Source organism: Paraburkholderia sp. FW306-02-B (assembly GCF_058782725.1).
Genome location: NZ_JBYSXZ010000002.1, coordinates 1,827,054 through 1,848,968, shown reverse-complemented (window position 1 = coordinate 1,848,968; position 21,915 = coordinate 1,827,054). Strand labels below are relative to the sequence as shown.

Genomic DNA, 21,915 nt, shown 5'->3' with positions numbered 1-21,915 from the left:
GCTGGGCTCCTCGTCGGCCTGAATGGCCCAGGCCTAATGGCCCAAATAAACGTCAATCACGCGCGGATCGTTTTGCACCTGTTCCATCGCCCCTTCGGCGAGAATCTTTCCCTGGTGCATCACCGTGACCTTGTGCGCGATCTGCTCGACGAACGCCATGTCATGCTCGATCACGATCATCGAGCGGTTCTGGCAGATCCGTTTGAGCAGTTCGGCGGTGATTTCGCGCTCGCGCACACTCATACCGGCAATCGGCTCGTCGAGCATCAGGAGCTCCGGCTCCTGCATCAGCAACATGCCGATTTCCAGCCACTGCTTCTGCCCGTGCGATAGCAGCCCAGCCTCGAGATCGAGCTGGTTTTCAAGGCCAATCTCGCCGGCCACGCTGCGCACGCGGTCGAGCACATCGTCGCTGCGCCGGAACGCGAGCGCACCGAACACGCCCCGTCCACTCGGAAACGACACCTCGAGGTTCTGGAACACAGAGAGGTTTTCATAGATCGACGGCGTCTGAAACTTGCGGCCAATCCCTTTACGCACGCGGCGAAACTCCGGCAGCCGCGTCATCTCCTCATTGCGGAACTTGATGCTGCCTTCGCTCTCGCGCGTCTTGCCGCAGATCAGATCGAGCAGCGTGGTCTTGCCGGCGCCGTTGGGACCGATCACCACGCGCAACTCGCCGCGATCGACATACAGGTTCAACGAATCGATGGCCTTGAAACCGTCGAACGACACGCTCAGCCCTTCTACGGCCAGCACGAAATCGGTATTGCTCATGAGGCGCTCCTTGCGCTACGGCGCGCGAGCCACGGTTTGAGATGGCTGTCGTAGAGGCCGGCGAGCCCGTTCGGAAACGCCATCACGACGCCGATGAAGAGCGCGGCCATCAGGAACAGCCACAGGTTCGGGAAACTCTCGGAGAACCACGTCTTGCCGAGATTGACGAGCACCGCGCCGTAGACCGCGCCCACCAGCGACATGCGCCCACCCACCGCGGCATAGATCACCATCTCGATGGACGGCACGATGCCCACGAACGACGGCGACATGAAGCCGACCTGCAGCGTGAACATCGCCCCGCCGATCGCCGCGAGCGTAGCGGCGATGCAAAACGCGAACACCTTGAACATGGCGACGTCGTAGCCGGAAAAGCGCACCCGGTCTTCCTTGTCGCGCATCGCGAGCAGCAAGGTGCCGAGCTTGCTGCGCTGGATATGCCGGCAGCAGAGGATCGCCACGAGCAACAGCACCGCGTTGACGAAGTACAGGATCAGCTTTGCTCCATCGCCGCGAATATCCCAGCCGAGCAGCGTGCGCAGATCGGTGATGCCGTTCACGCCGCCGGTATAGCCCTGCTGGCCGATGATCAGCACCGACAGGATCAGCGCCACCGCCTGCGTGATGATCGCGAAGTAGACGCCGCCCACGCGCCGCTTGAACATCGCGAAGCCGACCACGAACGCGAGCGCACATGGCACGACCAGCACCGCCGCCAGCGCAAACGGCAGCGAATGAAACGGCTTCCACCAGAATGGCAAGGCGGTCAACTGATTCCAGTCCATGAAGTCGGGAATGCCCGGCGTCGACTGGATCTTCGTGCTGATCGGGTCCGAAGCTTCGAGCTTCAGGAACATCGCCATGCAGTAGCCGCCGAGGCCGAAGAACACACCCTGCCCGAGGCTCAGCACGCCGCCGTAGCCCCACGCCATCACGAGCCCGACCGCGACGAACGCATAGGTCAGATACTTGCCCATCAGGTTCAGGCGGAACACATCGAGCGCGAGTGGAAATACGACGAGGATCAGCAGCGCCAGCACGACAATGCTGCCGTAGCCATCGCTCGTCAGCCAGCGCTTCAGCGCGGGCCGCAAGCCGGCGCGGGCCGCAGCGGGGTCCGGCGCGGCGGACACACCGGCGGAAGGGTTCAGCTGGTCCATACTCGTTTCTCCGGGCTGAAGCGATTGAAAGTACAGCGCAGTGGCACGGTCAGTGGCGCAGTCAATGAGCGATCAGGCACGGCGCACCTTCGAAGCGAAGAGCCCTTGCGGGCGCATCATCAGCACGAAGACGATGGTGAGCAGCGTCACCACGCGAGCCGATGAGCCGGTCATGAAAAATTCGCTGATCGACTGCATCTGCGCGATGCCGAACGCGGACGCCACCGTGCCGAGCAGACTCGCCGCGCCGCCGAAGGTCACCACCAGGAACGAATCGACGATGTAGAGCGAGCCGCTGGTCGGTCCCGTCGAGCCGATCGCGGTGAACGCCGCGCCCGCCACGCCCGCTATCCCGCAGCCGATCGCGAAGGTCAGCCGGTCGGTCTTGCGGGTATCGATGCCGGCCGCGTTCGCCATCTGCCGGTTCGCAACCGTGGCGCGCACCCGCAGCCCCCAGCGCGAACGGTAAAGCGCCAGCAGCACGCCGCCCGTCATCAGCACCGCGAGGCTCATCACGAACAGTCCGTTGATCGGAATGTCGAGCCCCTGCTTCGGCGACCACGAACCCATCAGCCAGTCCGGCAAGGTCGGGCTAACCTCCTTCGGGCCGAACACCGAGCGAAACACCTGCTGCATCCCGAGGCTCAAGCCCCAGGTAGCGAGCAAGGTGTCGAGCGGACGCCGGTACAGATGGCGGATCAGCGCCCACTCCGCCACCCAGCCTGCCGCAAACGCCAGCACGAAGGCCGCGCAGATCGCGAACGGAAAGTACATCGGCGCAAATCCGTGCCAGTAGTTGTCGGCCAGTTGCGAGAACATGTAGATCGTGTATGCCCCGATCGTCATGAACTCGCCGTGCGCCATGTTGATGACGCCCATCTGGCCGAAGATCACCGCCAGCCCCAGCCCCATCAGCAGCAGCACGCTGAACAGGCTCAGGCCGGCAAAGCCCTGCATCAGCGTGACGTTAAGAATGTCCGAAGCCGACATGCTTCTCTCCTCGAAATGATCCGCGCGCGCTCACGCAGCAGCGCACCTGACTCGCAGCTGATTCGTGCTTTACTGATAACCCTTCGGGAACGGGTTCGGCTCGATCAGATCGGGCGATTCGGCCACTACCTTGAACTGGCCGTCCGCCTGTGCCTGACCGATGCGCGTGCGACTCCACAAGTGATGGTTCGGGTGAATCTTCACGTAGCCTTCCGGGGCGGTCTTCAGCTCGATGCCGGGCGATGCGGCGACGACCTTGTCGACGTCGAAACTGCCGGCCTTTTCCACCGCCGCTTTCCACAGCCATGGGCCGAGATAGGCCGCCTGGGTAACGTCGCCGATCACCGACCTGGATCCATACCTGGCCTTGAACGCCGCGACGAATTTCTTGTTGTTGTCGTTGTCGAGCGATTCGAAATACTTCATCGCCGAGTAGAAACCCGCGACGTTTTCGCCGCCAATGCCAAGCACTTCGTCCTCGGTCACCGAGATGGTCAGCAGGAACTGCTTGTCCGCCGTGATGCCGGCCGCCTTGAGCTGCTTATAGAACGCGACGTTCGAGCCGCCGACGATGATCGCGTAAATGCAATCCGGCCTGGCGATCTTGATCTTGTTGATGAGCGAGTTGAAGTTGGTGGTACCGAGCGGGTAATACTCCTCGCCGACCACCTTGCACCCGGTCAGATGCTGCTCGATATGCTTGCGGGCGATCTTGTTCGACGTGCGCGGCCAGATGTAGTCGGAGCCGATCAGGAAAAAACTCTTTGCCTTCCTGGTCTGGTTCGCCCAGTTCAGCCCCCAGAGAATCTGCTGGGTCGCCTCTTGCCCGGTGTAGAACACGTTCTTCGATTGCTCGAGCCCTTCGTAGAAGGTGGGGTAGTACAGGAGGCCGTTATCGCGTTCGAAGATCGGCAGCACCGCCTTGCGCGAGGCCGAGGTCCAGCAGCCGAACACCGCGGCCACGTGATCGTTTTCGAGCAGTTTCTTCGATTTCTCCGCGAAGGTCGGCCAGTCGGACGCGCCGTCTTCCTGAATGATCTTGATCTGACGGCCGAGAATGCCGCCTGCCGCATTGATCTGTTCGATCGCGAGCCGTTCGGCCTGAATCGAGCCGGTTTCGGAGATCGCCATCGTGCCGGTCGCCGAATGCAGCTGGCCGACGGTCACTTCGGTGTCGGTCACAGCCAGGTGCGTGGTGTTGACCTTCGCGGTCGGATACTGCTGAGCCCGCGCGATGCCGGACATCGCCAGCGCGGGCGCGGCAGCGAGGCCCATCAACAGTTTACGGCGCAGCGCCGAAGGCATGCCGGGCTTGTGCCGATCGTCGTGTGACATCGAATTCTCCTTGTAGTCGTGGTCGGGCGACCCGCGCTGGAAACCGGCTGACGGTGTCGACGTCACGAAAGGTAGGTAGCCAATTTGCGCGGCCCAATACGTCAGTTGACGTAGGGCGCGGCGAAATTACGCTCCCTATAATCGCGTCGGCATGGCACGCGAGCCGTGGCGCCGAGGCGCCGCCGATGGCACGACGGTGTCGCGCCGGCCGCGAATGGAATGCAATTTGCATGACCGCACCGCTAGCCCCGGAACCCGCCGACGAAAAGTCTCGATGCACCAAACGGAATCACAAACCCCGCGCCCCGCCGACCCGGTCACCCAAGCTGGGGCATCGCGTCCCCCGTCCGGCGGCACGCAGCGCATTGTCAAGATTCGCCGCGACTACAACGCATGGGTCGGCGACGAAACGCTCGAGGATTACGCGCTGCGCTTCACGCCGCGCACGTTCCGGCGCTGGTCGGAGTTCCGCGTTGCCAATACGGCGATCGGCGCGGTGTCGTTCCTCGTGCTGGAGGCAATCGGCGGCGCGCTGGTGGTGAACTACGGCTTTACGAACGCGGTCTACGCGATCCTCGCCGTCTCGGTGCTGATCTTTTTGACCGGCATACCGATCAGCTACTACGCCGCGCGCAACGGCGTCGACATGGACCTGCTCACGCGCGGCGCCGGCTTCGGCTATATGGGCTCCACGCTGACCTCGCTGATCTACGCGATCTTCACCTTTGTATTCTTCGCGCTCGAAGCGGCCATCATGTCGCTCGCGCTCGAGCTTTATCTGAAGGTCCCGCTATCGGTCGCCTACGTGATCAGCGCGCTCGTCATCATTCCGGTGGTGACCTTCGGCATCACGTTCATCAACCGCTTGCAAGGCTGGACCCAGCCTTTGTGGATCGTGCTGCTCGTCGTGCCGTACGCCGTGGTGCTGTGGCGCGAGCCGCACGTGCTCGCTGAATGGGTCACCTTCGGCGGCCTCTCGGGGGACGGCCACGACTTCAACCTGGTCGCGTTTGGGTCCGGCTGCACGGTGGTGTTCTCACTGATCGTGCAGATCGGCGAACAGGTCGACTATCTGCGTTTCCTGCCGCCGCGCACACGCGAGAATCGCGTCCGCTGGTGGATCGCGCTGATTTCGGCCGGCCCTGGCTGGATCGTGCCCGGCGCATTGAAAATGCTGGGCGGCGCCTTTCTGGCCTTCCTCGCGATCCAGCACGAGATCGATCCTGGCAAGGCCGTCGAGCCGACCCAGATGTATCTGGTCGCGTATCACTACGTGTTCCACTCGCCCGAAGGCGCGCTCGCCGCGATGACGCTGTTTGTGATCGTCTCGCAACTGAAGATCAACGTCACCAACGCGTACGCCGGCTCGCTCGCGTGGTCGAACTTCTTCGCGCGGCTCACGCACAGCCACCCGGGGCGCGTGGTATGGCTCGTGTTCAATGTGCTGATCGCACTGCTGCTCGTCGAGATGGGCGTATTCGAAGCCATCAGCAAAGTGCTCGCACTCTATGCGAATCTGGCGATTGCCTGGATTGGCGCGGTGGTCGGCGATCTTGTGGTCAACAAGCCGCTCGGTTATAGCCCCCCCGGTGTCGAGTTCAAACGGGCACACCTGTACGACATCAATCCCGTCGGCGTGGGCGCCATGGTGATCGCCTCGCTGATTGCCGCGTTGTCCCACGCGGGCCTCTTCGGCGCGAGCGCTGAAGCACTGTCGTCCTTCATCGCGCTGCTGGTCGCCTTTGTCTGCTCGCCGTTGCTGGCGATCGCCACGCGCGGGCGCTTCTATCTGGCGCGCGACGGCCGCGACCTCGAAGCGGGCGCGGTACTGCGCTGCGTGATCTGCGAAAACAACTTCGAGCGCGAAGACATGGCGCACTGCCCGGCCTACGCCGGTTCGATCTGCTCGCTGTGCTGCGCACTCGACTCGCGCTGCAACGACTCCTGCAAGCCTCACGCGCGACTACCGGCCCAGTTCGGCAAGTCGATGCATGCGCTGTTCCCGCGGCTCAGGCTCGGGCCCGCCGGCCTACGGCTCGCGCAGTACGCCGGTCTGCTGATCGTCGTGCTCGCGCTGCTCGGCGGCGTGCTTGCCGTGCAGTGGTATCAAAGCGTGCGAACCCTGCCCGATCTCGACGCTACTGTCCATGACGTGCTGCTGCAGGGGTATCTGAAGGCCTTTTTCGCACTCGCGCTGGTCGGCTGCATCGCCGCGTGGTGGCTGGTGCTCGCCAACGAAAACCGCAAGGTCACGCAGGAGGAATCGCAGCGGCAAGCCGAGCTGCTGATGCAGGAAATCGAGGCGCACCGCAAAACCGACGCTGCGCTCCAGCAGGCGAGCGCCGCCGCCGAATCTGCCAACCGCGCGAAGAGCCGCTATGTGACGGGTCTCAGTCACGAGTTGCGCACGCCGCTCAACAGCATCCTCGGCTACGCGCAACTGCTGCTGCAAGGCACCGACGAACTGGCGCCGGCCCGCCGCGATGCGGTGGCGACCATCTATCGCAGCGGCGAGCATCTGTTGGCGCTCGTCGACGGCTTGCTCGACGTCGCGCGCATCGAGGCGGGCAAGCTGCAACTGAACGTGACGGAGATTTCGCTGCCGGACTTCGTCACGCAGCTCTCGGCGATGCTCGAACCGCAGGCCACCGACAAAGGACTGCACTTCGATTTCCAGACTACCGGCCGCATTCCGGAAGTCGTGCGCGTCGACGAGAAGCGGGTGCGGCAGATTCTCATCAATCTGATCGGCAATGCGATCCGCTTCACGTCGAGCGGTTCGGTGAAGGTGCGCGCCGGTTATGCGTGGGAGACCCTCACCTTCGAGATCACCGACACCGGCCCCGGCATGCCGGCCGCCGAACTGGAGCGCCTGTTCCTGCCGTTCGAGCGCGGCGCGGCGGCGCGCGAACATGACCACGGCGCCGGCCTCGGCCTGACGATCTGCCGCCTGCTCACGGAACTGATGGGCGGCAACCTCCAGGTGCAAAGCGAGGTGGGCAACGGGACCCGCTTTATCGTCAAGCTGTTCGCGCCGGAAGTGCGCGCGCCCCAGTTGCTGGCGAGCGGCCCGCTCGATGTCAAGGGGTACGACGGGCCGCGCCGCACGGTGCTGGTGGTCGACGATCTCGCCGAGCAGCGCCGCATCGTCACGCATACGCTCGCGCCGCTGGGCTTCCTGGTGGTGGAAGCGTCCGGCGGACCGGAGGCGTTGCAATGGCTCGGCACGGGGTCGGCCGACATCATCGTGATGGACGTCTCGATGCCGAACATGGACGGCTTCGAGGCAAGTCGCCTGATTCGCGACAACCAGTTGTCGGTCGCGCCGATCCTGATCCTGTCGGCCAACGCCTTCGCCGACGATCGCGACAAAGGGGCCGCGGCCGGTTGCGACGACTACCTAGCCAAACCATTGCACATTCCGCTCCTGCTCGACAAACTGGCCGCACTGCTGCAGCTACAGTGGATCGTCGAGTCAAGCGACCCAGCGCCGCCAGCATCCGCCGTTTCGCTGGCCGACGTGCCGGCGAGCTTACCCGCCCCCCTGCGCGAGAGACTGCATGCGCAACTTGAAATGGGCTACGTGCAGGGCTTTATCGAACAACTCGACGCAGCGGAGCGCGGCGCGCCGGAGCTCGCTACCCTGCTCGAACCGTTGCGCACCCTCGCGCGACGCTTCCGGCTGACTGAACTCGCGCAGTTGCTCGCGCCTACCCGGCAGGTCAATCCCGATGCATGACGAATCCCTGCTCCTGCCCCCCGACACGCAACCGGAACTGCCCGACGGCAAGCCGGTCGTGCTGATCGTCGACGACACGCCCGATAACCTCGCGCTGCTGTCCGATACGCTGCAAGCGTCCGGCTACGCAGTGCTGGTCGCGCTCGACGGACAGTCCGCGTTGCAACGCCTCGCGCGCATCACGCCGGATGCCGTACTTCTCGACGCGCTGATGCCCGGCATGGATGGCTTCGAAACCTGCCGGCAGATCAAGGCCGATCCCCGCAACCGGCATCTGCCGGTGATCTTCATGACCGCGCTGACCGACAGCGAACACGTCGTGCAGGGCTTTCGGGTCGGGGGAATCGATTATGTGACCAAGCCCGTGAAGCCGAGCGAGGTCAGCGCGCGCATTGCCGCGCATGTGCAGCGCTCGCGCCAGCAGCGCCAGGCGGACATGGTGCTCGAGATCGGCATGCGCGCGGCGCTGATTGCCGCCGCGAACGGCGAAATCAGATGGCAGAGCAACCTTGCGCGGCAGCGGCTCGCGCGCTATGGGTCGAGCGGTGCGCAGGCTGAGGAGAGCAATGACAGCGCGCGGGACAACCCGGTGGACGACGCCACGCGGCTAGCGGACCCGCTGGCCGAAGCCGGACCGCGCCTGCCGCCGGTGCTGAGTCAATGGCTGGCGCGCTGGATCGAAACGGGCTGCGACCTGCAAGCCGCCTTCGAGACGGCCGCCGACGGCGTGCGCCGCGTCGCGCGGGTACTCGGCCGCGCGACGCGAGGCGACTGGGTGATCCTGCTCGAGGAATTCGACGATGCCGCGCACACCAGCGCGCTCGCCGCACAATTCAGCCTGACGGCCCGCGAAGCGGAAGTCCTGCTATGGCTGTCACGCGGCAAGACCAATCGCGATATCGGCGACATCCTCGGCATGGCGCCGCGCACGGTCAACAAGCACCTCGAACATGTGTTCGGCAAGCTGCATGTGGAAACCCGCGCGGCGGCGGCAGCGATCGCCGCCAAGGCGAGCACGCGGTATTGAAGATCGACGCTTGATACTCAATGCCCGAGGCTCGCCGCCAGCAGGCTCGCATCGCTGGATCCCGCGTAGCGGCGCAGCAGGTCCGCCTGTCATGCAACCAACCTGCCGCGCCCTACGTCAACTCGCTTACTGCGATTCTTCCGCCCACACCGCATTTTCCCGCGCCATCAGCGCCGTCGACGCCGCCGGACCGAATGTGCCCGCCGTATAGCCGCGCGGACGGTCGCCCGATTTCTGCCAGCCGGCGAGAATCGGCTCGGCCCACGCCCATGCCGCTTCGAGTTCGTCGCGGCGCATGAAGTGCGTCAGGCGCCCGCGAATCACGTCGATCAGCAAACGCTCGTACGCTTCCGCGCGACGCTCGGTGAACGCCTGCTGCAAATCGAGGTTCAGATTCACCGGCAGCATGTGCATGCCGCTGCCGGGTTCCTTCGCGAGCATCTGCAACTGGATCGATTCTTCCGGCTGCAACTGGATCACGAGACGGTTGCCGTAGTTGCGCCCACCGCTCGGAATGATCGAGAACGGCAACTCGGAAAACTCGATGACGATCTCCGACACCTTCTTCTGCATACGCTTGCCGGTGCGCAGGAAAAACGGCACGTTGGCCCAGCGCCAGTTGTTGATATGCGCGCGCAAGGCGACGAAGGTCTCGGCGCGGCTGTTTGCCGGCACGTTGTCTTCCTCGAGGTAGCCCTTGACCGGCTCGCCGTTCACCGCGCCTGCCGTGTACTGGCCGCGCACGGTATCGCGGGCGATATCTTCGGGTGTCATCGGACGCAGCGAGCGCAGCACCTTGAGCTTTTCGTCGCGCACCGCATCCGGATCGAGCGACACCGGCGGCTCCATCGCGACGATGCACAGCAGTTGCAGCAAGTGGTTCTGCACCATGTCGCGCAGCGCGCCGGTTTTGTCGTAGAAGCCCGCGCGGCTGCCCACGCCGACTTCTTCGGCCACGGTGATCTGCACGCGCTTGATGTACGGCGCCTGCCACAGCGGGCCGAAAATCGCGTTGCCGAAACGCAGCACCATCAGGTTCTGCACCGTTTCCTTGCCGAGGTAGTGGTCGATCCGGTAGATCTGTGCTTCGCTGAAATGCTGGCCAACCGCTATGTTGATTTCCTGCGCCGACGCCAGATCGTGGCCCAGCGGCTTTTCCAGCACGACGCGCGAATGCTCGTCGACCAGCCCCGCCGCCGAGAGGTTGTCGCAAATATTCGTGAACAGATCCGGCGAAGTCGCGAGATAGAACACGCGCCGTACCCCGGGGCGTGACACCGCCTTCAGACGCGCGTAATCCTCGACCGAATCGACGTCCATGCGCACGTACTCGAACAGCGCGAGGAATTTGTCCCACGCGGCGGCATCGAAGGCCTTCTTGTCGATGAAGGGCTTCGCCTTCAATTCCATGAATTCGTTGATGTACTCCTCACGCGACCACGGCTTGCGGCCGATCGTGAGAATGCGGGTATCCGCCGGCAGATTGCAGTGCAGATGCGCCATGTAGAGCGCCGGCAGCAGCTTGCGAAACGACAGGTCGCCGGTGCCGCCGAAAATGATCATGTCGAGCGGCAGGTCGGGGGTAGCAGAAGCGTGTTGGGTAATCATAGCGCGGTCGCACCGTCGTGATAGGCGTCGAGTCAAAGGACAGGGGGCAAAAGCGCCGGCTGACCGGCACTTTTTTCTGGCAAACGCCTATGTTGCAACGTTTTGAGATTGTTTGCACGGCAACATGTGCCGCAGGTTGGCGCAATATGCCAACTTGGCTCGTAAGACCAGCCTTTTCCGGACCCTTTGCCGGGCCGTTTGCCGAGTCTTTTTCGAACCGTCCGGACGACCCTGCTCAGCCGCCGGACAAGGCCTCGCGCGCTACCCGGCATGCCGCCAGATCCCACGCCGCGCAGCCGACGCTCTTGAACACAATCGGTTTCCTGGACGGCAACGACGCGGCGTTTTCCAGCACCGCGGCAATTCCGCCGACCTGCGACCAGTCCACGCCTGCCTGGATGAAGTCACCGGCTTCGTGTTTCGCGCCGGCTGCGTCGTCGACGAAAAGCGCGCTGCCCGCGATCGTGCGCGCGCCGATCTCGACCATCGCCGGCGTGAACGCGCCGACGCCGATCACGAGCCGCTCTGCCCGCGGCGCTTCGTCGTAGACGGCTTGCTTGCTGGTGGTCAGCGCGATCACGACGTCGATCGAAGCGGGGACGCGTGCATCCGCCAGCGGTTGCAGTTCGCGTACCTTGCTACCCTGGGCGCGCTGCGCGGCGCAAAACGCTTCGGCCCGCGCGGGCGCACTGCCCTTCACCCACACGCGCGCTTCGGGAAACAGTTCGCCGATCGCTTCCAGATGGTTCACCGCCTGCGTGCCGGTGCCGATCAGCAGGAATTCTCGCGGCGTGGCCGCGGCCAAGGTCCTGATACCGAGCATCGACATCGCCGCCGTGCGCCGTCCTGTCACCGTCGGCCCGTCGAGAATGAACAGCGTCTCGCCGGTGTCGGCGTCGAAGGCCATCACCTGGCCGTGGATCGTCGGCAAGCCGCGCGGCCCGTTGCTCGCGCACACGTTGACCAGCTTGTGAATGGCGAGATCGGGCGCGGTGGCCGGCATCGACAGCATGATGCCGCCGTCGTTGAGCGGCACGACGAGCCGCTCAGGGCTCGCGATGCGCTGCTGCGCGTAGTCGATGCTGGCGCGCTTCAATGCGTCGACGAGCGCCGCATACGGGATCAGCCGCGCGGTGGCGGCGGTGTCGAAAATCTGCGTGGTCGGGCGAGTCATAGGCGGGTTCATTCAATCCTTGCAATGGGTTGCACAATGGGTTCAGTCAACTCAGCGCACCAGAAAACCGTAAGTCAGCGGATCGCGTTCGTCGACGATCCAGTTGGCGAATCCATACACATGCGCGTCGCCCTCGATCTCGGGGATCACCGCGTCGAAGCGGTCGAGCTTCGTCTGCGACAATACGCGGCCCCGAAAAATCGTGCCGATCACCGATTCGTTGACGAGCGTTTCATTGCGGCCCAATTCGCCGCGCAGATAGAGTTGCGCGACCCGGCCCGCGGTGCCGGAACCGGTCGGCGAACGGTCCACCTCCCGGTCGGCGAACACGCAGCAATTGGCCTGCGTCGAGCCGGCGTGACGCGGCGCGTTGTCGATGATCGTGCCGTAGATATGGTTGATTTCGGGAATCCGCGGATGTTCGACCTTGAAGGCCGCGTTCGCCGCCTGTTTGACCTCGGCGCCGAACTGGATCAGGCGATCGATCTCCGCTTCGCGCACGTTCAGATCGAACGGCTTGCCCGACGTGTAAAAATAAAACGCGCCGCCGAACGCGATATCGCCGCGCACTTCGCCGAAGCTCGGCGTCTGGACCGTCACGTCGCGCTGCCAGATGAACGACGGCACGTTGACGAAGCGCACGTGGCCCGCGTGATCGCCGTCCCACTGCACGAAGGCTTCGATGAAGCCGCACGGCGCGTCGATGCCGACGCGCGTTTCCGGTTCGCTGCGCTCGACCCAGCCGAGCGCGACGGCAGCGGTGGCGAGTGCGATCACGCCGTGACCGCAGTGATCGCTATAACCCTCGTTGTGCACGAAGATAATGCCGAAGTCGGCGTTTTCGCTGACCGGCCCGGTCAGATAGCCGCCGTACATATCGGCGTGGCCGCGCGGCTCGAACATCAGCGCGCGGCGCAAATGATCGGCGTGTTCCTTGAGCCATGCGCGGCGCTCGACAATGGTCTTGCCGGGAAACTTCGGCAACCCGCTCGTAACAATGCGAAACGGTTCGCCGGCTGTATGCACTTCGACCGTGCTGATCATGCGGTTCAGTTTCATGCGTTGGTCATCCTGCGCCTGGACAATGGAAAAGCAATGAAAAACGTCAGCAAGCGAACGCTGTCGCGCTCGTTGCTTTGCGCTAGCCGGCAGGCGCTTCGCCCGCCTGGCGCGACGATTGAATCACCATCAGCAGGTCGCCAGGCTCGATCGGACATGGCTCGTCTTCGTAGAACGACAGCATCCTGCCCGCGCGCACCAGGCCGACCACCACCGCGCCTGGCAGCGCATTGCTCCAGCGGCCGATTTCGAGCACCGTAGCGGGACGTTCGAGCAAGGTGACACGGCCGCGCGTCGACAGCAGATCGTTGACGAACGGTACGAGATAGTTGCTCCCCACCGCGTCGGCAAGCAGCAGCCCGCCGATCTTGGTCGACGAAACGATCACGTTCGCGCCGGCCTGGCGCAACTGACGCTGAAAGGTTTGCTCCTGGATCCGCACGACGATCCTGGTGTCAGGCGCGACGCTGCGCACGGTCAGCGTCAGCAGGATCGCGGTGGCGTCGTCGGTGACGGCGATAATGACCGCCTTGGCGATCCGCACCTGCGCCTGCTGCAACAGATCCTCACGCGACGGATCGCCGAGCAGGCCCGCGACGCCGAGCGCCGTAGCCGCTTCGAGCGCCGCCTGCTGCGAATCGATCACGACGATCGATTCCGTGGCGAAGCCGCTTTCCAGCAGCTCGCGCACCGCGACCGAACCGCTCAAGCCATAGCCGCACACCACAACGTGATCGCGCAGCTGTTTTTGCAGGCGTTTCATGCGAAATTCCTCGATGACGCGTTGAATGACGAACTGGTACGCGGTGCCCAGAAACACGAACCAGATGACGATGCGGATCGGCACGATGAAGAAGGCGTCGATCAGCCGCGCGCGGGCGGTGACCGGCACGATATCGCCGTAACCGACTGTGGCGACCGTGACCATCGTGAAGTACATGAGATCGATGACGCCGAGCACTTTGCGGTTGGCATCGCGCAGGCCGTCGCGGTCGAGATAGAGCACGGCGAAGGCGAGCGCGCAAAGTCCGACCACGAGGTAGAAGCGCTGCAGCAGCACGCGCTGCGGCGACGCCGCTGGGCGCGTGAACAGCGTGCGGGCGCGTGGCGCCTGCCAGGGCGTGCGGGCACGGCGCGGCAGGCGAAAGCGTGGCGGACGTTGCTCCAGACGTTGCTGCGGGTGTGGCTCCGGGTGTGGCTCCGGGTATGACTCATTAGGCACGCGGCGGCTCCAGGAGTCGAGAACAAGCGATTCTACGACGCGTGGCGCGCGTTGAGGCCGAATCCCGGCCCGCTCGCCTAGCGCGCGCCTCGGGTAAGCGTCATACCGCGCCCGGCGTAAAAACGCGCCATCGTCGCGAACGGCAGATACACATCCGCCTGGTGCGGCGCGACGCCCGACGGGTTGTGAAACCACACGCCGCCACGGTCACGCCCGTGTAGCAAAATCAGATGCCCGCCCTGGCGCTGATTCGGCCGTTCGGGATAGCGGATCTCCGGGCTCACGGAGACGATCGTCAGCGTATCGCCGTCGATGCGCGCGGCGATCTCTTCGAGCGGCGCCTGCGGCAACACCTCGACCTGAATGCCGAACGCCCCGCCGATCCAGTCGGCGAACGGCCGGTAGATCAAACCGTCGACACCGCCGTCATCGCGCATCCGGTACACACCGTGGCGCAACGCTTCATCGAGCAACGCCGCACGCGGCGCGTGTTCGATGCGCCAGTAATCGAGCGCGGATTCGAGGCATGTCAGGCCGCACAGGCGCCGGGCCCAGAACCGGTAACGCTCCGGCTCGGTGAAACCGCTGCGCTGCCAGGCGGGATCGTCGCACGGGTCGGCCTGTTGCTCGACGATGTGGCGCACCCATTCAGGGCTGCCCCATTGCGTGTAGTACGGCACCTCGGTGTGGCGTAGCGTCGGTTCGTTCATGGGTCGTCGCGCGAAAAGTGAAGAGAGAAGTTTTTACAGCATGCTGCGGGGCCGTTGCATCGTGCCGTCGAAGAAACGCTGCAAGCGGAACGCCGACAGATCGAGCGACGGCTTGCCGCCGTCGTTCATCTCGGCGAGCAGTTTGCCGACGATCGGCCCCATCGCGAAGCCGTGACCGCAGAAGCCGGTGGCGATCGTCAAACCGCTGACCTGCGGCGGCGCATCGATCACCGGAATGCCGTCCGGCAACACGTCGATCAGACCTGCCCACGACTCGACCACCTGGGCGTCCTTCAACGCGGGAAACAACGCGCGCAGTTTCTTCAACGCGCGCGGCGCGTGGCTTACGTTCGGCTGCGGATGCGGGTCACGCGGATGCAGTACACGCTCATCCTTCGGCACCACGCCCGGCAGACGGTCGCGCAGATCGCGCAGGCATGCGCCGTTCAGATGGAAGCTGAACTTCTCGCGCTGGGTCCACAGTTCGGGCAGAAACCACTTGAGCGCGCGGAAATGGCCGAGCGTCATGTCGACGTCGACCTGCATGTCGTCGGCGAGATTGATCGCGCCGTTCGCGCGTTGCCGCACGCCGAGGCCGTGGCCCCAGAAGGTCGACGCAGTGACGCGCGGCAACGGATTGGTGCGCATGCAGGTGCCGCGCACCGCTTGCTGCGGCAACGCCAGCCCGAGCGTGGCGAGCAAGCGCCAGCTGCTCGCGCCGGCCGCGCAAATGAAGCGCGACGTGCGAATCGTGCCTCGTTCAGTCACCACGCCTGCAATCGCGCCGCCCGCTCGCTCGACACCGACCACGCCGCAGCCTTCGAAGAACAGCGCGCCGGCTTCGGCCGCCCGCGCCGCGAAGGCGGCTGCGGCGCGGCGGGGTTCGGCCTGGCCGTCGCTCGGGGTGTAGAGGCCGCCGAGCGCCGGCCCTTGCATACCGGTCACGATCGTGTCGATCTGCTTGCGATCGAGCTTGCGTGTGTCGAGTCCGTACCGGCGCGCGACGTCCATCCATTGCTGGAATGACGTCCAGTCGCCTTCATCGGTCGCAACGTAGAGACAGCCGCCCTGACGCCACTCGAGATCGAAATTCAGCTCGCGTTCGAGTTCTTTCCACAGGCGGATGCCCGCCATCATCAGCGGCACTTCGGCGGCTTCGCGGCCCTGCTGGCGCACGAAGCCCCACGCCCGCGACGACTGCTGCCCGGCAATGCGCGATTTGTCGAGCACCACCACGCTCAGGCCGCGTCGTACGAGATAGTAGGCGGCGGCGCAGCCCATGATGCCGGCGCCGGCGATCACGACGTCGGCATGCCTGGGGAACGGTTGGTCGGCACGCGTGAAACTCGCGTGCAGCGGGTAAGTCGTGGTCATCGGGCGGGCGGGTTTTAAGTGTGGGCGTAATCTTCGCAGGCGGCTCGTTTGTCTGCAATGCCGCCACGCTTAAAGAACCAGACGGTGACGATTTTGGCGCTGACGGGCGGCGGGCGCGATACGCTTCTTACAGCTAATGCAGGTCAATGCAGGTGAGCGACGTTTATTCGTATCACAGATAATTGTCGCTTATTCGCCAGACAGATATTTCGCAAATATCCGTCACACGCATATTTGACAAATATGCGCGAGACGAATAAAGTGCATTTATTCGTCTCGCGGATAATTTGCCATGATCCACCTCGTCGCCACGCCGGACCAGATGGCCCAGCTGCTCGCCGCCGGCCGGCGCCAGGCCGGCCTCACTCAGGCGGAAGCCGCCGCGCGGATCGGCGTCAGCCAGAGCCGCATCTCGGCGCTGGAAACCGATGCCGCCGCCCTCACCCTTGTCCAGCTGCTGGCGTTGTGCGGCGCCTACGGCTTGCAATTGCAGGTGCGCGACAAGATCCAGCCGGCGCCTGAGCCGGCGCCTTTGGTCGAGTGGTAAGCATGGGCCGCCAAACCCATTCGCGGGCGCTCTCGGTGTGGGCCAACGGCGAGCGCGTCGGCGCCTGGCGCATTCCCACCCGCGGTTCCATGGAGTTCGCCTACGATCCCGCCTGGGTCGCATCGCCCGCGGGCCGCCCGCTGTCGCTGTCGCTGCCGTTCACGCCCAGCAATATCGCGCTCAAAGGTGCGCGGGTACTGAATTATTTCGACAATCTGCTGCCGGACAGCGAGGCGATCAGAAAGCGCATCGCCCAACGCTACCAGACCGATACGCTGGACGCCTTCGACCTGCTGCAAGCCATCGGCCGCGATTGCGTGGGCGCGGTCCAGCTGCTCGCCGAAGCCGACGCGCCGGCCGGCGTCGAGCGGATCGAAGGCACGCCGCTTTCCGACAGCGAGATCGAAATATTGCTGGCGCGCACCGTCGGCAATCCAGCGCTTGGCGCACACGAGGAGGCGGACGATTTCCGCATCTCGCTTGCCGGCGCACAGGAGAAAACCGCACTGTTATGGCACGAGGGTAAGTGGCAACGGCCGCATGGCGCCACGCCCACCACCCATATTTTCAAGCTGCCGCTCGGGCTGGTCGGCAACAGGCTGGCCGACCTCAGCACCTCGGTCGAAAACGAATGGCTGTGCCTGCGGATTCTGCGCGCCTATGGCCTGCCGGTCGCGAACACCGAGATCATGACCTTCGGCAAGCAGCGGGTATTGAGCGTCGAACGCTTCGACCGGCAATTGCATTCGAGCGGGCAATGGTTGCTGCGCCTGCCGCAGGAAGATTTTTGCCAGGTGTACGGCGTGCCGTCACACCGCAAATACGAAAACGAAGGCGGCCCGGGTGTGCTGGACCTCGCACGGATTCTCCAGCAATCGGTTACCGCGCAGCAGGACATCGAGACGCTGCTGGCAAGCCAGATCCTGTTCTGGCTGCTGGCCGCGCCGGACGGTCACGCGAAGAACTTCAGCATTCGCCTGTTGCCGGGCGGACAGTACCGCCTAACGCCGCTTTACGACGTGATGTCGATCTGGCCGGTGGAAGGCAACGGCCCGAACCAGTGGTCATGGTTCAAGGCCAAGCTCGCCATGGGGATGTGGTCGAGGAGCAAACACGACGCGTTCCGCGACGTGCAGCGGCGTCACTTCAATACGATGGCGCTAAAGTGCTCATACGGTGCGAACGCCGAGCCGCTGATCCAGCGGCTGATCGAACAGACGCCGGCGGTGATCGAGCGGGTCTCGGCCGAATTGCCCGAACGGTTCCCAGGCAAAGTCGCCGAGCGCATCTTCAAAGGCCTGAAAAACTCGGCGGCCAAACTCGACAAGATGCCCGCCGCATAAAGGTATGAATGGATGATGAACGGCTGATGCGCGCGGCGGCGCGTCCTCGTTCCAGCGCGCCGCCGCACCTGCACGGACGAACCCGACACATTTCTCTACAGATGCGCAGAGGTTTCATCGGTAAAATGCATTCGATGCCGGATGCATAACCGAATGTATAAACGAATCGCCGAACGTGTCCGCTTCGAGCCCCACAGTGACCGGCCGGTGACGGTCATACAAAATTGCAGACCGCGATATTTTTTACGGTACATTTGCTGTCCCCTGCGTAGCCTCGCCCATGCATGGCAAACGTTCATGGCGGTGTTTCGCGTGTCGTATCGCGGTCCCTACAGCCACCCTTCAAGACGGCGGATTTTCACGCAGTATGGCCAACGAAACAAACTCACCTGACTCCATGGCAGTCGCCGAGCGTGTGCGCGAGTTGATGAGCCGGCATGGCATCGGCAAACGGCAGCAAACCACGGAGTTGTGCCGCATCCTCGATCTGAGTTTTTCGCAGGGGCACCGCAAGCTGCGCGGCAACAGCCCGTGGACCCTGTCACAGATAAAGAAGGTCGCCGAGGTGTTCGGCGAACCCGCGGCGCAGCTGTTCGGCGCACAGTCGCTCGATCCCGGCATGGTCGGCGCGATCGCTCAGGAAGCGGTGTTCAGCATCGGCGCGATCGAACTGGCCTGCACCGCGTGGGTCGGCGCCGCGCTCGAACCCGGCAGCCGTCCGGAATTTGTCGCGTACTCGAAGCTCGGCCAATGGCGCGTCACGCGTCACGACGGCACGCTTTACCAAAGCGCGTACGAAGTCCACAAGATCGAGATCTATCCGCGCCGCGCCGAGACCGACAAGCCGACCATCGCCGTGGTCGACGACGATCAGGCCTCCGCGGACAACCTGCGCGACTACCTGGAGCGCAGCGGCTTCACGGCGGTGGCGATCTATGGCCTCGCGGCATTCACGGAGCAACTGCAAACGCAGATCTTCGACGGCGTGGTGATCGACTGGCTGTTCGGCTCGCAAACTTCCGCAGCGGCGATTCGCGCGGTGCGCGCGTCGGAAAATCCGGACGCGCCGATTTTCGTGCTGACCGGCGAATTGCTGACCGGCAAGGCCAGCGAATCCGAGATCAGCCAGGTGATCCGCAACTACGACGTCGCCTGCTATGAGAAGCCGGCGCGTATGGCGATCCTCGTCGCCGATCTGTCCAAGCGGCTCAACCGGCCCTGACGCGCTGGCAGGTGACGGTGGACGCGCGGTGTTCTCCCCCCGCGCCCACGTCCACGCCGCCCACGCGCCGAATCAAACCCTATGCCGCGAAGCCAACGCACGCTGCAACGCGTTGCGCAGTTCCTCGTAATGTACTGGCTTTAATAACGCGTCGAAAAACGGCTGTGATCCGGCCGCTCCGCCCTCACCCTGCCCGGCCGTTGCACCCGCCGTACCCGGCTCCGGCGCATAGGCGCTGACCACGATCACCGGCACACCCGCCGACGGCCCGCCGCGCGCGGCGAATTCCGCGAGAAAGGTATAGCCGTCGCGCCCCGGCATATGCAAATCGAGCAACACCACGTCGCAGCGCCGCGCATCGAGCCATGCAAGCGCGTCGTCGGCGTTGGCGACGGCGTGCGCGTCGATCTCCATGTGCGCGACCATTTCGCTGAGCGACTCGCGAATCAACCGGTTGTCGTCGACGATCAGCACGCATGGCCGCGCGCCGCCCGGCTCGGCGTGCGCCGCCACGTCGGGCGGCGCGGCGGCAGCGACCGGCGTGACCGGAATCGTCACCGTGAAGGTCGTGCCCTCGCCCACCGTGCTGGCCACGTCGACCGTGCCGCCGAACAGCCTGACCAGTCCCTGCACGATCGTCAGTCCCATGCCCGCGCCCTCGAAGCGGCGCGTGCGCGACGCATCCAGCTGCGTGAACTCCTGGAAGATCAGTGGAATCTGCGCGTGCGGCACGCCCGGCCCCGTGTCGCTAACCACGAAGATCAGCGCCATCGGCTGTTGCTTCAATTGCACGCGCACCGTGCCGGTTTCGGTGTAGCGGATCGCGTTGGTGACGAGGTTGTTGACGATCTGACGGATGCGGTGCGGATCGGAATCGACAAGACCGGTTACACCGCTCGCCTCGCTTTCGAGCTTCAGCCCGCGCGCGGCAGCCGACATCGCATGCTCGTCGACAATCGACGCCAGCAGCTCGCGCGGTTCGACATGTTCGTGGCGCAATTCGAGCTTGCCGGCGCCGAGGCGCGCATAGTCGGTCAGGTCTTTCATCTGCGCTTCCAGATGACGCGCCGCGGTTTCGAGCCGCTGGATCACCTTGCGGTCAGCCTCGGAATGAAAGTTGAAGCCCAGCAATTCGATCGACGACACGATCGCATGCAACGGCGTGCGCAGTTCGTGACTGATCATGCCGAGAAACGCATCTTTCGCGAGACTCGCCTCGCGCGCGGCGCGGCTCGCCTGGTGCTCCGCTTCGAGCGCCGCATGCTGCTGATGCATCAGCCGCGTGCGGCGGCGGCCGTTGAGCACCAGCAGCAGGGTCGCGGCCGCCGACAGCAACAGCAGCAACAGTCCGCCGGCGAACAGCAGGCGGCGCTTGCTGATGAAATCGCGGTTCATCGCTTCGCGGTCCGCCACATCCGCGATACGGCGGCTCAACGCGAGATCGTTGATCTCGTTCCAGTGCGCACGCAACGCCGCGACGATCTGGTTGGCGCGTCCGCGGTCCTGCGGCAAGGCATCGACCTCAGGCCCGATACCGCCGAGCAGATGATCGAGCGACTGGATTTCGTCCACTTGCCGTTGCAGCAGCGCGAGCTGGGTGGTCAGCCGGCGCGTCGAACCGGCCATCACGTGCAGCTTCGATTGCAGCAACTGGTAGCGCAGCACCAGCCGCGGATAGTCGTCGTCGACGCCCGACTGGTACAACAGCAACTGGTTCTCGAAGCGCGCGTAGGCAATCTGCAATTGCGCGGCGTCCCAGTAGAAACCGTCGTAAGTGCCGGCCAACTGTTCGGTGGCGCGCGGATTGAACAGGTTCGCGTACAACAGGTAGCCGATCGCGCCGGCCGGCGCTGCGAGCGCGGTCAACCAGATCAGTACATAGAGGAAACGGCGCAAGGGGCTGCGCGCTATTTGACGATGAGAGCCTTGATCTGCCATACGAATTTCGAGTCGCTCGAGGCGCCCGCCGGATCTGCGGGGAATGCGTCGCGCGGATAGATAAGAAACAGCGGCCCGAAGTCGCTGATCTTCAGACGCTGCCCGTTCATGCTGTATGCAACGACCACGCCGTAGCGATCGCAGTCCGACACCGGCACGGTGTACGTATAGTCGTCGAACGTATGGATCTCGACTTCGCTGCCGTATGCGCCGACCGTCTTCAGGATATCCGCCAGCAGCGGCCCTGTGAAGGTGGAGCGCGGCGTCCAGGTGGTCGAGGTCGTGATCGAATGGACCGGCAGCGCGAGCAGTTGCGCCTCGGTGAAGTGATACACCCCGTGCGACGCATCGGTGGTCTTGCCGATTTTACCCGTCACGTCGAGCGCTAACGACTGCGCCTGCGCGCCCCATGCGGCCAGTGCCAAAATCAGGCCCATCGCCCAGTACGCACTTTTCCTGCCGACCATCCCTGCGGTCATCCTGGTCATCATCTTTCTTGTTCCGTTGTTATTTGCTTTTTGTGGGCGGCTTCGCACTGCATCGACTCGCGCCGATTCACCGCGCTTGCTGCCTTTTGCTTGCTGCCTTTTGCTTGCTGCCTTTTCCCAGACCGCTTCGCCGCCTTTCGACGCGTACCCCGTCCGGCGACGCGCGTCAGCCCCGACGCGCGATCTTTGAACCGCATGCATA

17 protein-coding genes are annotated in these 21,915 nt (G+C 64.2%); 5 read left to right on the top strand and 12 right to left on the bottom strand.

The annotated features are described in order from the left end of the window. Positions 1 to 33: 33 nt before the first annotated feature. From urtD to urtA, 4 genes are all read right to left on the bottom strand, one after another. Positions 34 to 777 carry an urea ABC transporter ATP-binding protein UrtD gene (urtD, locus tag AC3WOG_RS29480; protein ID WP_492581348.1) on the bottom strand — a complete coding sequence of 248 codons (744 nt, stop codon included), beginning with the start codon at positions 775 to 777 and terminating at the stop codon, positions 34 to 36. Next, on the bottom strand, positions 774 to 1,937 hold the full coding sequence (urtC, locus tag AC3WOG_RS29475) for an urea ABC transporter permease subunit UrtC (RefSeq protein WP_492581347.1): 1,164 nt from the start codon (positions 1,935 to 1,937) through the stop codon (positions 774 to 776). The genes urtD and urtC overlap by 4 nt, the downstream gene beginning before the upstream one ends. A gap of 72 nt (positions 1,938 to 2,009) precedes the next feature. Then, on the bottom strand, positions 2,010 to 2,927 hold the full coding sequence (gene urtB, locus AC3WOG_RS29470; protein ID WP_492581346.1) for an urea ABC transporter permease subunit UrtB: 918 nt from the start codon (positions 2,925 to 2,927) through the stop codon (positions 2,010 to 2,012). 69 nt (positions 2,928 to 2,996) lie between these two features. Next, complete coding sequence (urtA, locus tag AC3WOG_RS29465) at positions 2,997 to 4,262, bottom strand: urea ABC transporter substrate-binding protein (RefSeq protein WP_492581345.1); 1,266 nt, start codon at positions 4,260 to 4,262, stop codon at positions 2,997 to 2,999. Positions 4,263 to 4,536: 274 nt separating this feature from the next. Here urtA and AC3WOG_RS29460 point away from each other — a divergent pair, with 274 nt between their 5' ends. Beyond that, positions 4,537 to 8,001 (top strand): ATP-binding protein, encoded by a 3,465-nt coding sequence (locus tag AC3WOG_RS29460; RefSeq protein WP_492581344.1) that lies wholly within the window; start codon positions 4,537 to 4,539, stop codon positions 7,999 to 8,001. Continuing rightward, positions 7,994 to 9,028 (top strand): response regulator transcription factor, encoded by a 1,035-nt coding sequence (locus tag AC3WOG_RS29455; RefSeq protein WP_492581343.1) that lies wholly within the window; start codon positions 7,994 to 7,996, stop codon positions 9,026 to 9,028. The genes AC3WOG_RS29460 and AC3WOG_RS29455 overlap by 8 nt, the downstream gene beginning before the upstream one ends. Positions 9,029 to 9,154: 126 nt before the next feature. Here AC3WOG_RS29455 and zwf read toward each other — a convergent pair whose 3' ends face one another. The 6 genes from zwf to AC3WOG_RS29425 all read right to left on the bottom strand — a co-directional run bounded on the left by zwf (position 9,155) and on the right by AC3WOG_RS29425 (position 16,175). Beyond that, complete coding sequence (gene zwf, locus AC3WOG_RS29450) at positions 9,155 to 10,636, bottom strand: glucose-6-phosphate dehydrogenase (RefSeq protein WP_492581342.1); 1,482 nt, start codon at positions 10,634 to 10,636, stop codon at positions 9,155 to 9,157. A gap of 235 nt (positions 10,637 to 10,871) precedes the next feature. Next, complete coding sequence (gene lhpI, locus AC3WOG_RS29445; protein ID WP_492581341.1) at positions 10,872 to 11,810, bottom strand: bifunctional Delta(1)-pyrroline-2-carboxylate/Delta(1)-piperideine-2-carboxylate reductase; 939 nt, start codon at positions 11,808 to 11,810, stop codon at positions 10,872 to 10,874. A 51-nt stretch (positions 11,811 to 11,861) separates the two neighbouring features. Beyond that, the gene (gene lhpH, locus AC3WOG_RS29440; protein ID WP_492581340.1) at positions 11,862 to 12,869 is read right to left on the bottom strand and encodes a trans-3-hydroxy-L-proline dehydratase; all 1,008 of its coding nucleotides are present in this window, start codon (positions 12,867 to 12,869) and stop codon (positions 11,862 to 11,864) included. An 82-nt stretch (positions 12,870 to 12,951) separates the two neighbouring features. Next, the gene (locus AC3WOG_RS29435) at positions 12,952 to 14,037 is read right to left on the bottom strand and encodes a potassium channel family protein (protein ID WP_492582487.1); all 1,086 of its coding nucleotides are present in this window, start codon (positions 14,035 to 14,037) and stop codon (positions 12,952 to 12,954) included. A gap of 131 nt (positions 14,038 to 14,168) precedes the next feature. After that, positions 14,169 to 14,801 carry a cysteine peptidase family C39 domain-containing protein gene (locus AC3WOG_RS29430; RefSeq protein ID WP_492581339.1) on the bottom strand — a complete coding sequence of 211 codons (633 nt, stop codon included), beginning with the start codon at positions 14,799 to 14,801 and terminating at the stop codon, positions 14,169 to 14,171. A gap of 33 nt (positions 14,802 to 14,834) precedes the next feature. Then, on the bottom strand, positions 14,835 to 16,175 hold the full coding sequence (locus tag AC3WOG_RS29425) for an NAD(P)/FAD-dependent oxidoreductase (RefSeq protein WP_492581338.1): 1,341 nt from the start codon (positions 16,173 to 16,175) through the stop codon (positions 14,835 to 14,837). A gap of 292 nt (positions 16,176 to 16,467) precedes the next feature. Between AC3WOG_RS29425 and AC3WOG_RS29420 the strand changes: the two genes are divergently transcribed. From AC3WOG_RS29420 to AC3WOG_RS29410, 3 genes are all read left to right on the top strand, one after another. Then, entirely contained in the window at positions 16,468 to 16,722 is a 255-nt protein-coding gene (locus AC3WOG_RS29420; protein ID WP_492581337.1) for a helix-turn-helix transcriptional regulator, read from the top strand. A 2-nt stretch (positions 16,723 to 16,724) separates the two neighbouring features. Further along, positions 16,725 to 18,065 (top strand): type II toxin-antitoxin system HipA family toxin, encoded by a 1,341-nt coding sequence (locus tag AC3WOG_RS29415; protein WP_492581336.1) that lies wholly within the window; start codon positions 16,725 to 16,727, stop codon positions 18,063 to 18,065. Positions 18,066 to 18,432: 367 nt separating this feature from the next. Continuing rightward, the gene (locus AC3WOG_RS29410) at positions 18,433 to 19,287 is read left to right on the top strand and encodes a helix-turn-helix domain-containing protein (RefSeq protein WP_492581335.1); all 855 of its coding nucleotides are present in this window, start codon (positions 18,433 to 18,435) and stop codon (positions 19,285 to 19,287) included. A 72-nt stretch (positions 19,288 to 19,359) separates the two neighbouring features. On the opposite strand, the gene AC3WOG_RS29405 is transcribed toward AC3WOG_RS29410, so the two are convergent. Further along, a complete protein-coding gene (locus AC3WOG_RS29405; RefSeq protein ID WP_492581334.1) occupies positions 19,360 to 21,225 on the bottom strand; it encodes an ATP-binding response regulator in 1,866 nt (621 codons plus the stop codon). Further along, entirely contained in the window at positions 21,195 to 21,713 is a 519-nt protein-coding gene (locus tag AC3WOG_RS29400; protein WP_492582486.1) for a putative pterin-binding protein, read from the bottom strand. The genes AC3WOG_RS29405 and AC3WOG_RS29400 overlap by 31 nt, the downstream gene beginning before the upstream one ends. Between the last annotated feature and the right edge of the window lie 202 nt (positions 21,714 to 21,915).

Excerpts from the sequence above, each read along its gene's own strand:
- urtD (WP_492581348.1), bottom strand. The coding sequence starts at position 777 with ATGAGCAATACCGATTTCGTGCTGGCCGTAGAAGGGCTGAGCGTGTCG.
- urtC (WP_492581347.1), bottom strand. The coding sequence starts at position 1,937 with ATGGACCAGCTGAACCCTTCCGCCGGTGTGTCCGCCGCGCCGGACCCC.
- urtB (WP_492581346.1), bottom strand. The coding sequence starts at position 2,927 with ATGTCGGCTTCGGACATTCTTAACGTCACGCTGATGCAGGGCTTTGCC.
- urtA (WP_492581345.1), bottom strand. The coding sequence starts at position 4,262 with ATGTCACACGACGATCGGCACAAGCCCGGCATGCCTTCGGCGCTGCGC.
- AC3WOG_RS29460 (WP_492581344.1), top strand. The coding sequence starts at position 4,537 with ATGCACCAAACGGAATCACAAACCCCGCGCCCCGCCGACCCGGTCACC.
- AC3WOG_RS29455 (WP_492581343.1), top strand. The coding sequence starts at position 7,994 with ATGCATGACGAATCCCTGCTCCTGCCCCCCGACACGCAACCGGAACTG.
- zwf (WP_492581342.1), bottom strand. The coding sequence starts at position 10,636 with ATGATTACCCAACACGCTTCTGCTACCCCCGACCTGCCGCTCGACATG.
- lhpI (WP_492581341.1), bottom strand. The coding sequence starts at position 11,810 with ATGACTCGCCCGACCACGCAGATTTTCGACACCGCCGCCACCGCGCGG.
- lhpH (WP_492581340.1), bottom strand. The coding sequence starts at position 12,869 with ATGAAACTGAACCGCATGATCAGCACGGTCGAAGTGCATACAGCCGGC.
- AC3WOG_RS29430 (WP_492581339.1), bottom strand. The coding sequence starts at position 14,801 with ATGAACGAACCGACGCTACGCCACACCGAGGTGCCGTACTACACGCAA.
- AC3WOG_RS29425 (WP_492581338.1), bottom strand. The coding sequence starts at position 16,175 with ATGACCACGACTTACCCGCTGCACGCGAGTTTCACGCGTGCCGACCAA.
- AC3WOG_RS29420 (WP_492581337.1), top strand. The coding sequence starts at position 16,468 with ATGATCCACCTCGTCGCCACGCCGGACCAGATGGCCCAGCTGCTCGCC.
- AC3WOG_RS29415 (WP_492581336.1), top strand. The coding sequence starts at position 16,725 with ATGGGCCGCCAAACCCATTCGCGGGCGCTCTCGGTGTGGGCCAACGGC.
- AC3WOG_RS29410 (WP_492581335.1), top strand. The coding sequence starts at position 18,433 with ATGGCCAACGAAACAAACTCACCTGACTCCATGGCAGTCGCCGAGCGT.
- AC3WOG_RS29405 (WP_492581334.1), bottom strand. The coding sequence starts at position 21,225 with ATGGCAGATCAAGGCTCTCATCGTCAAATAGCGCGCAGCCCCTTGCGC.
- AC3WOG_RS29400 (WP_492582486.1), bottom strand. The coding sequence starts at position 21,713 with ATGACCAGGATGACCGCAGGGATGGTCGGCAGGAAAAGTGCGTACTGG.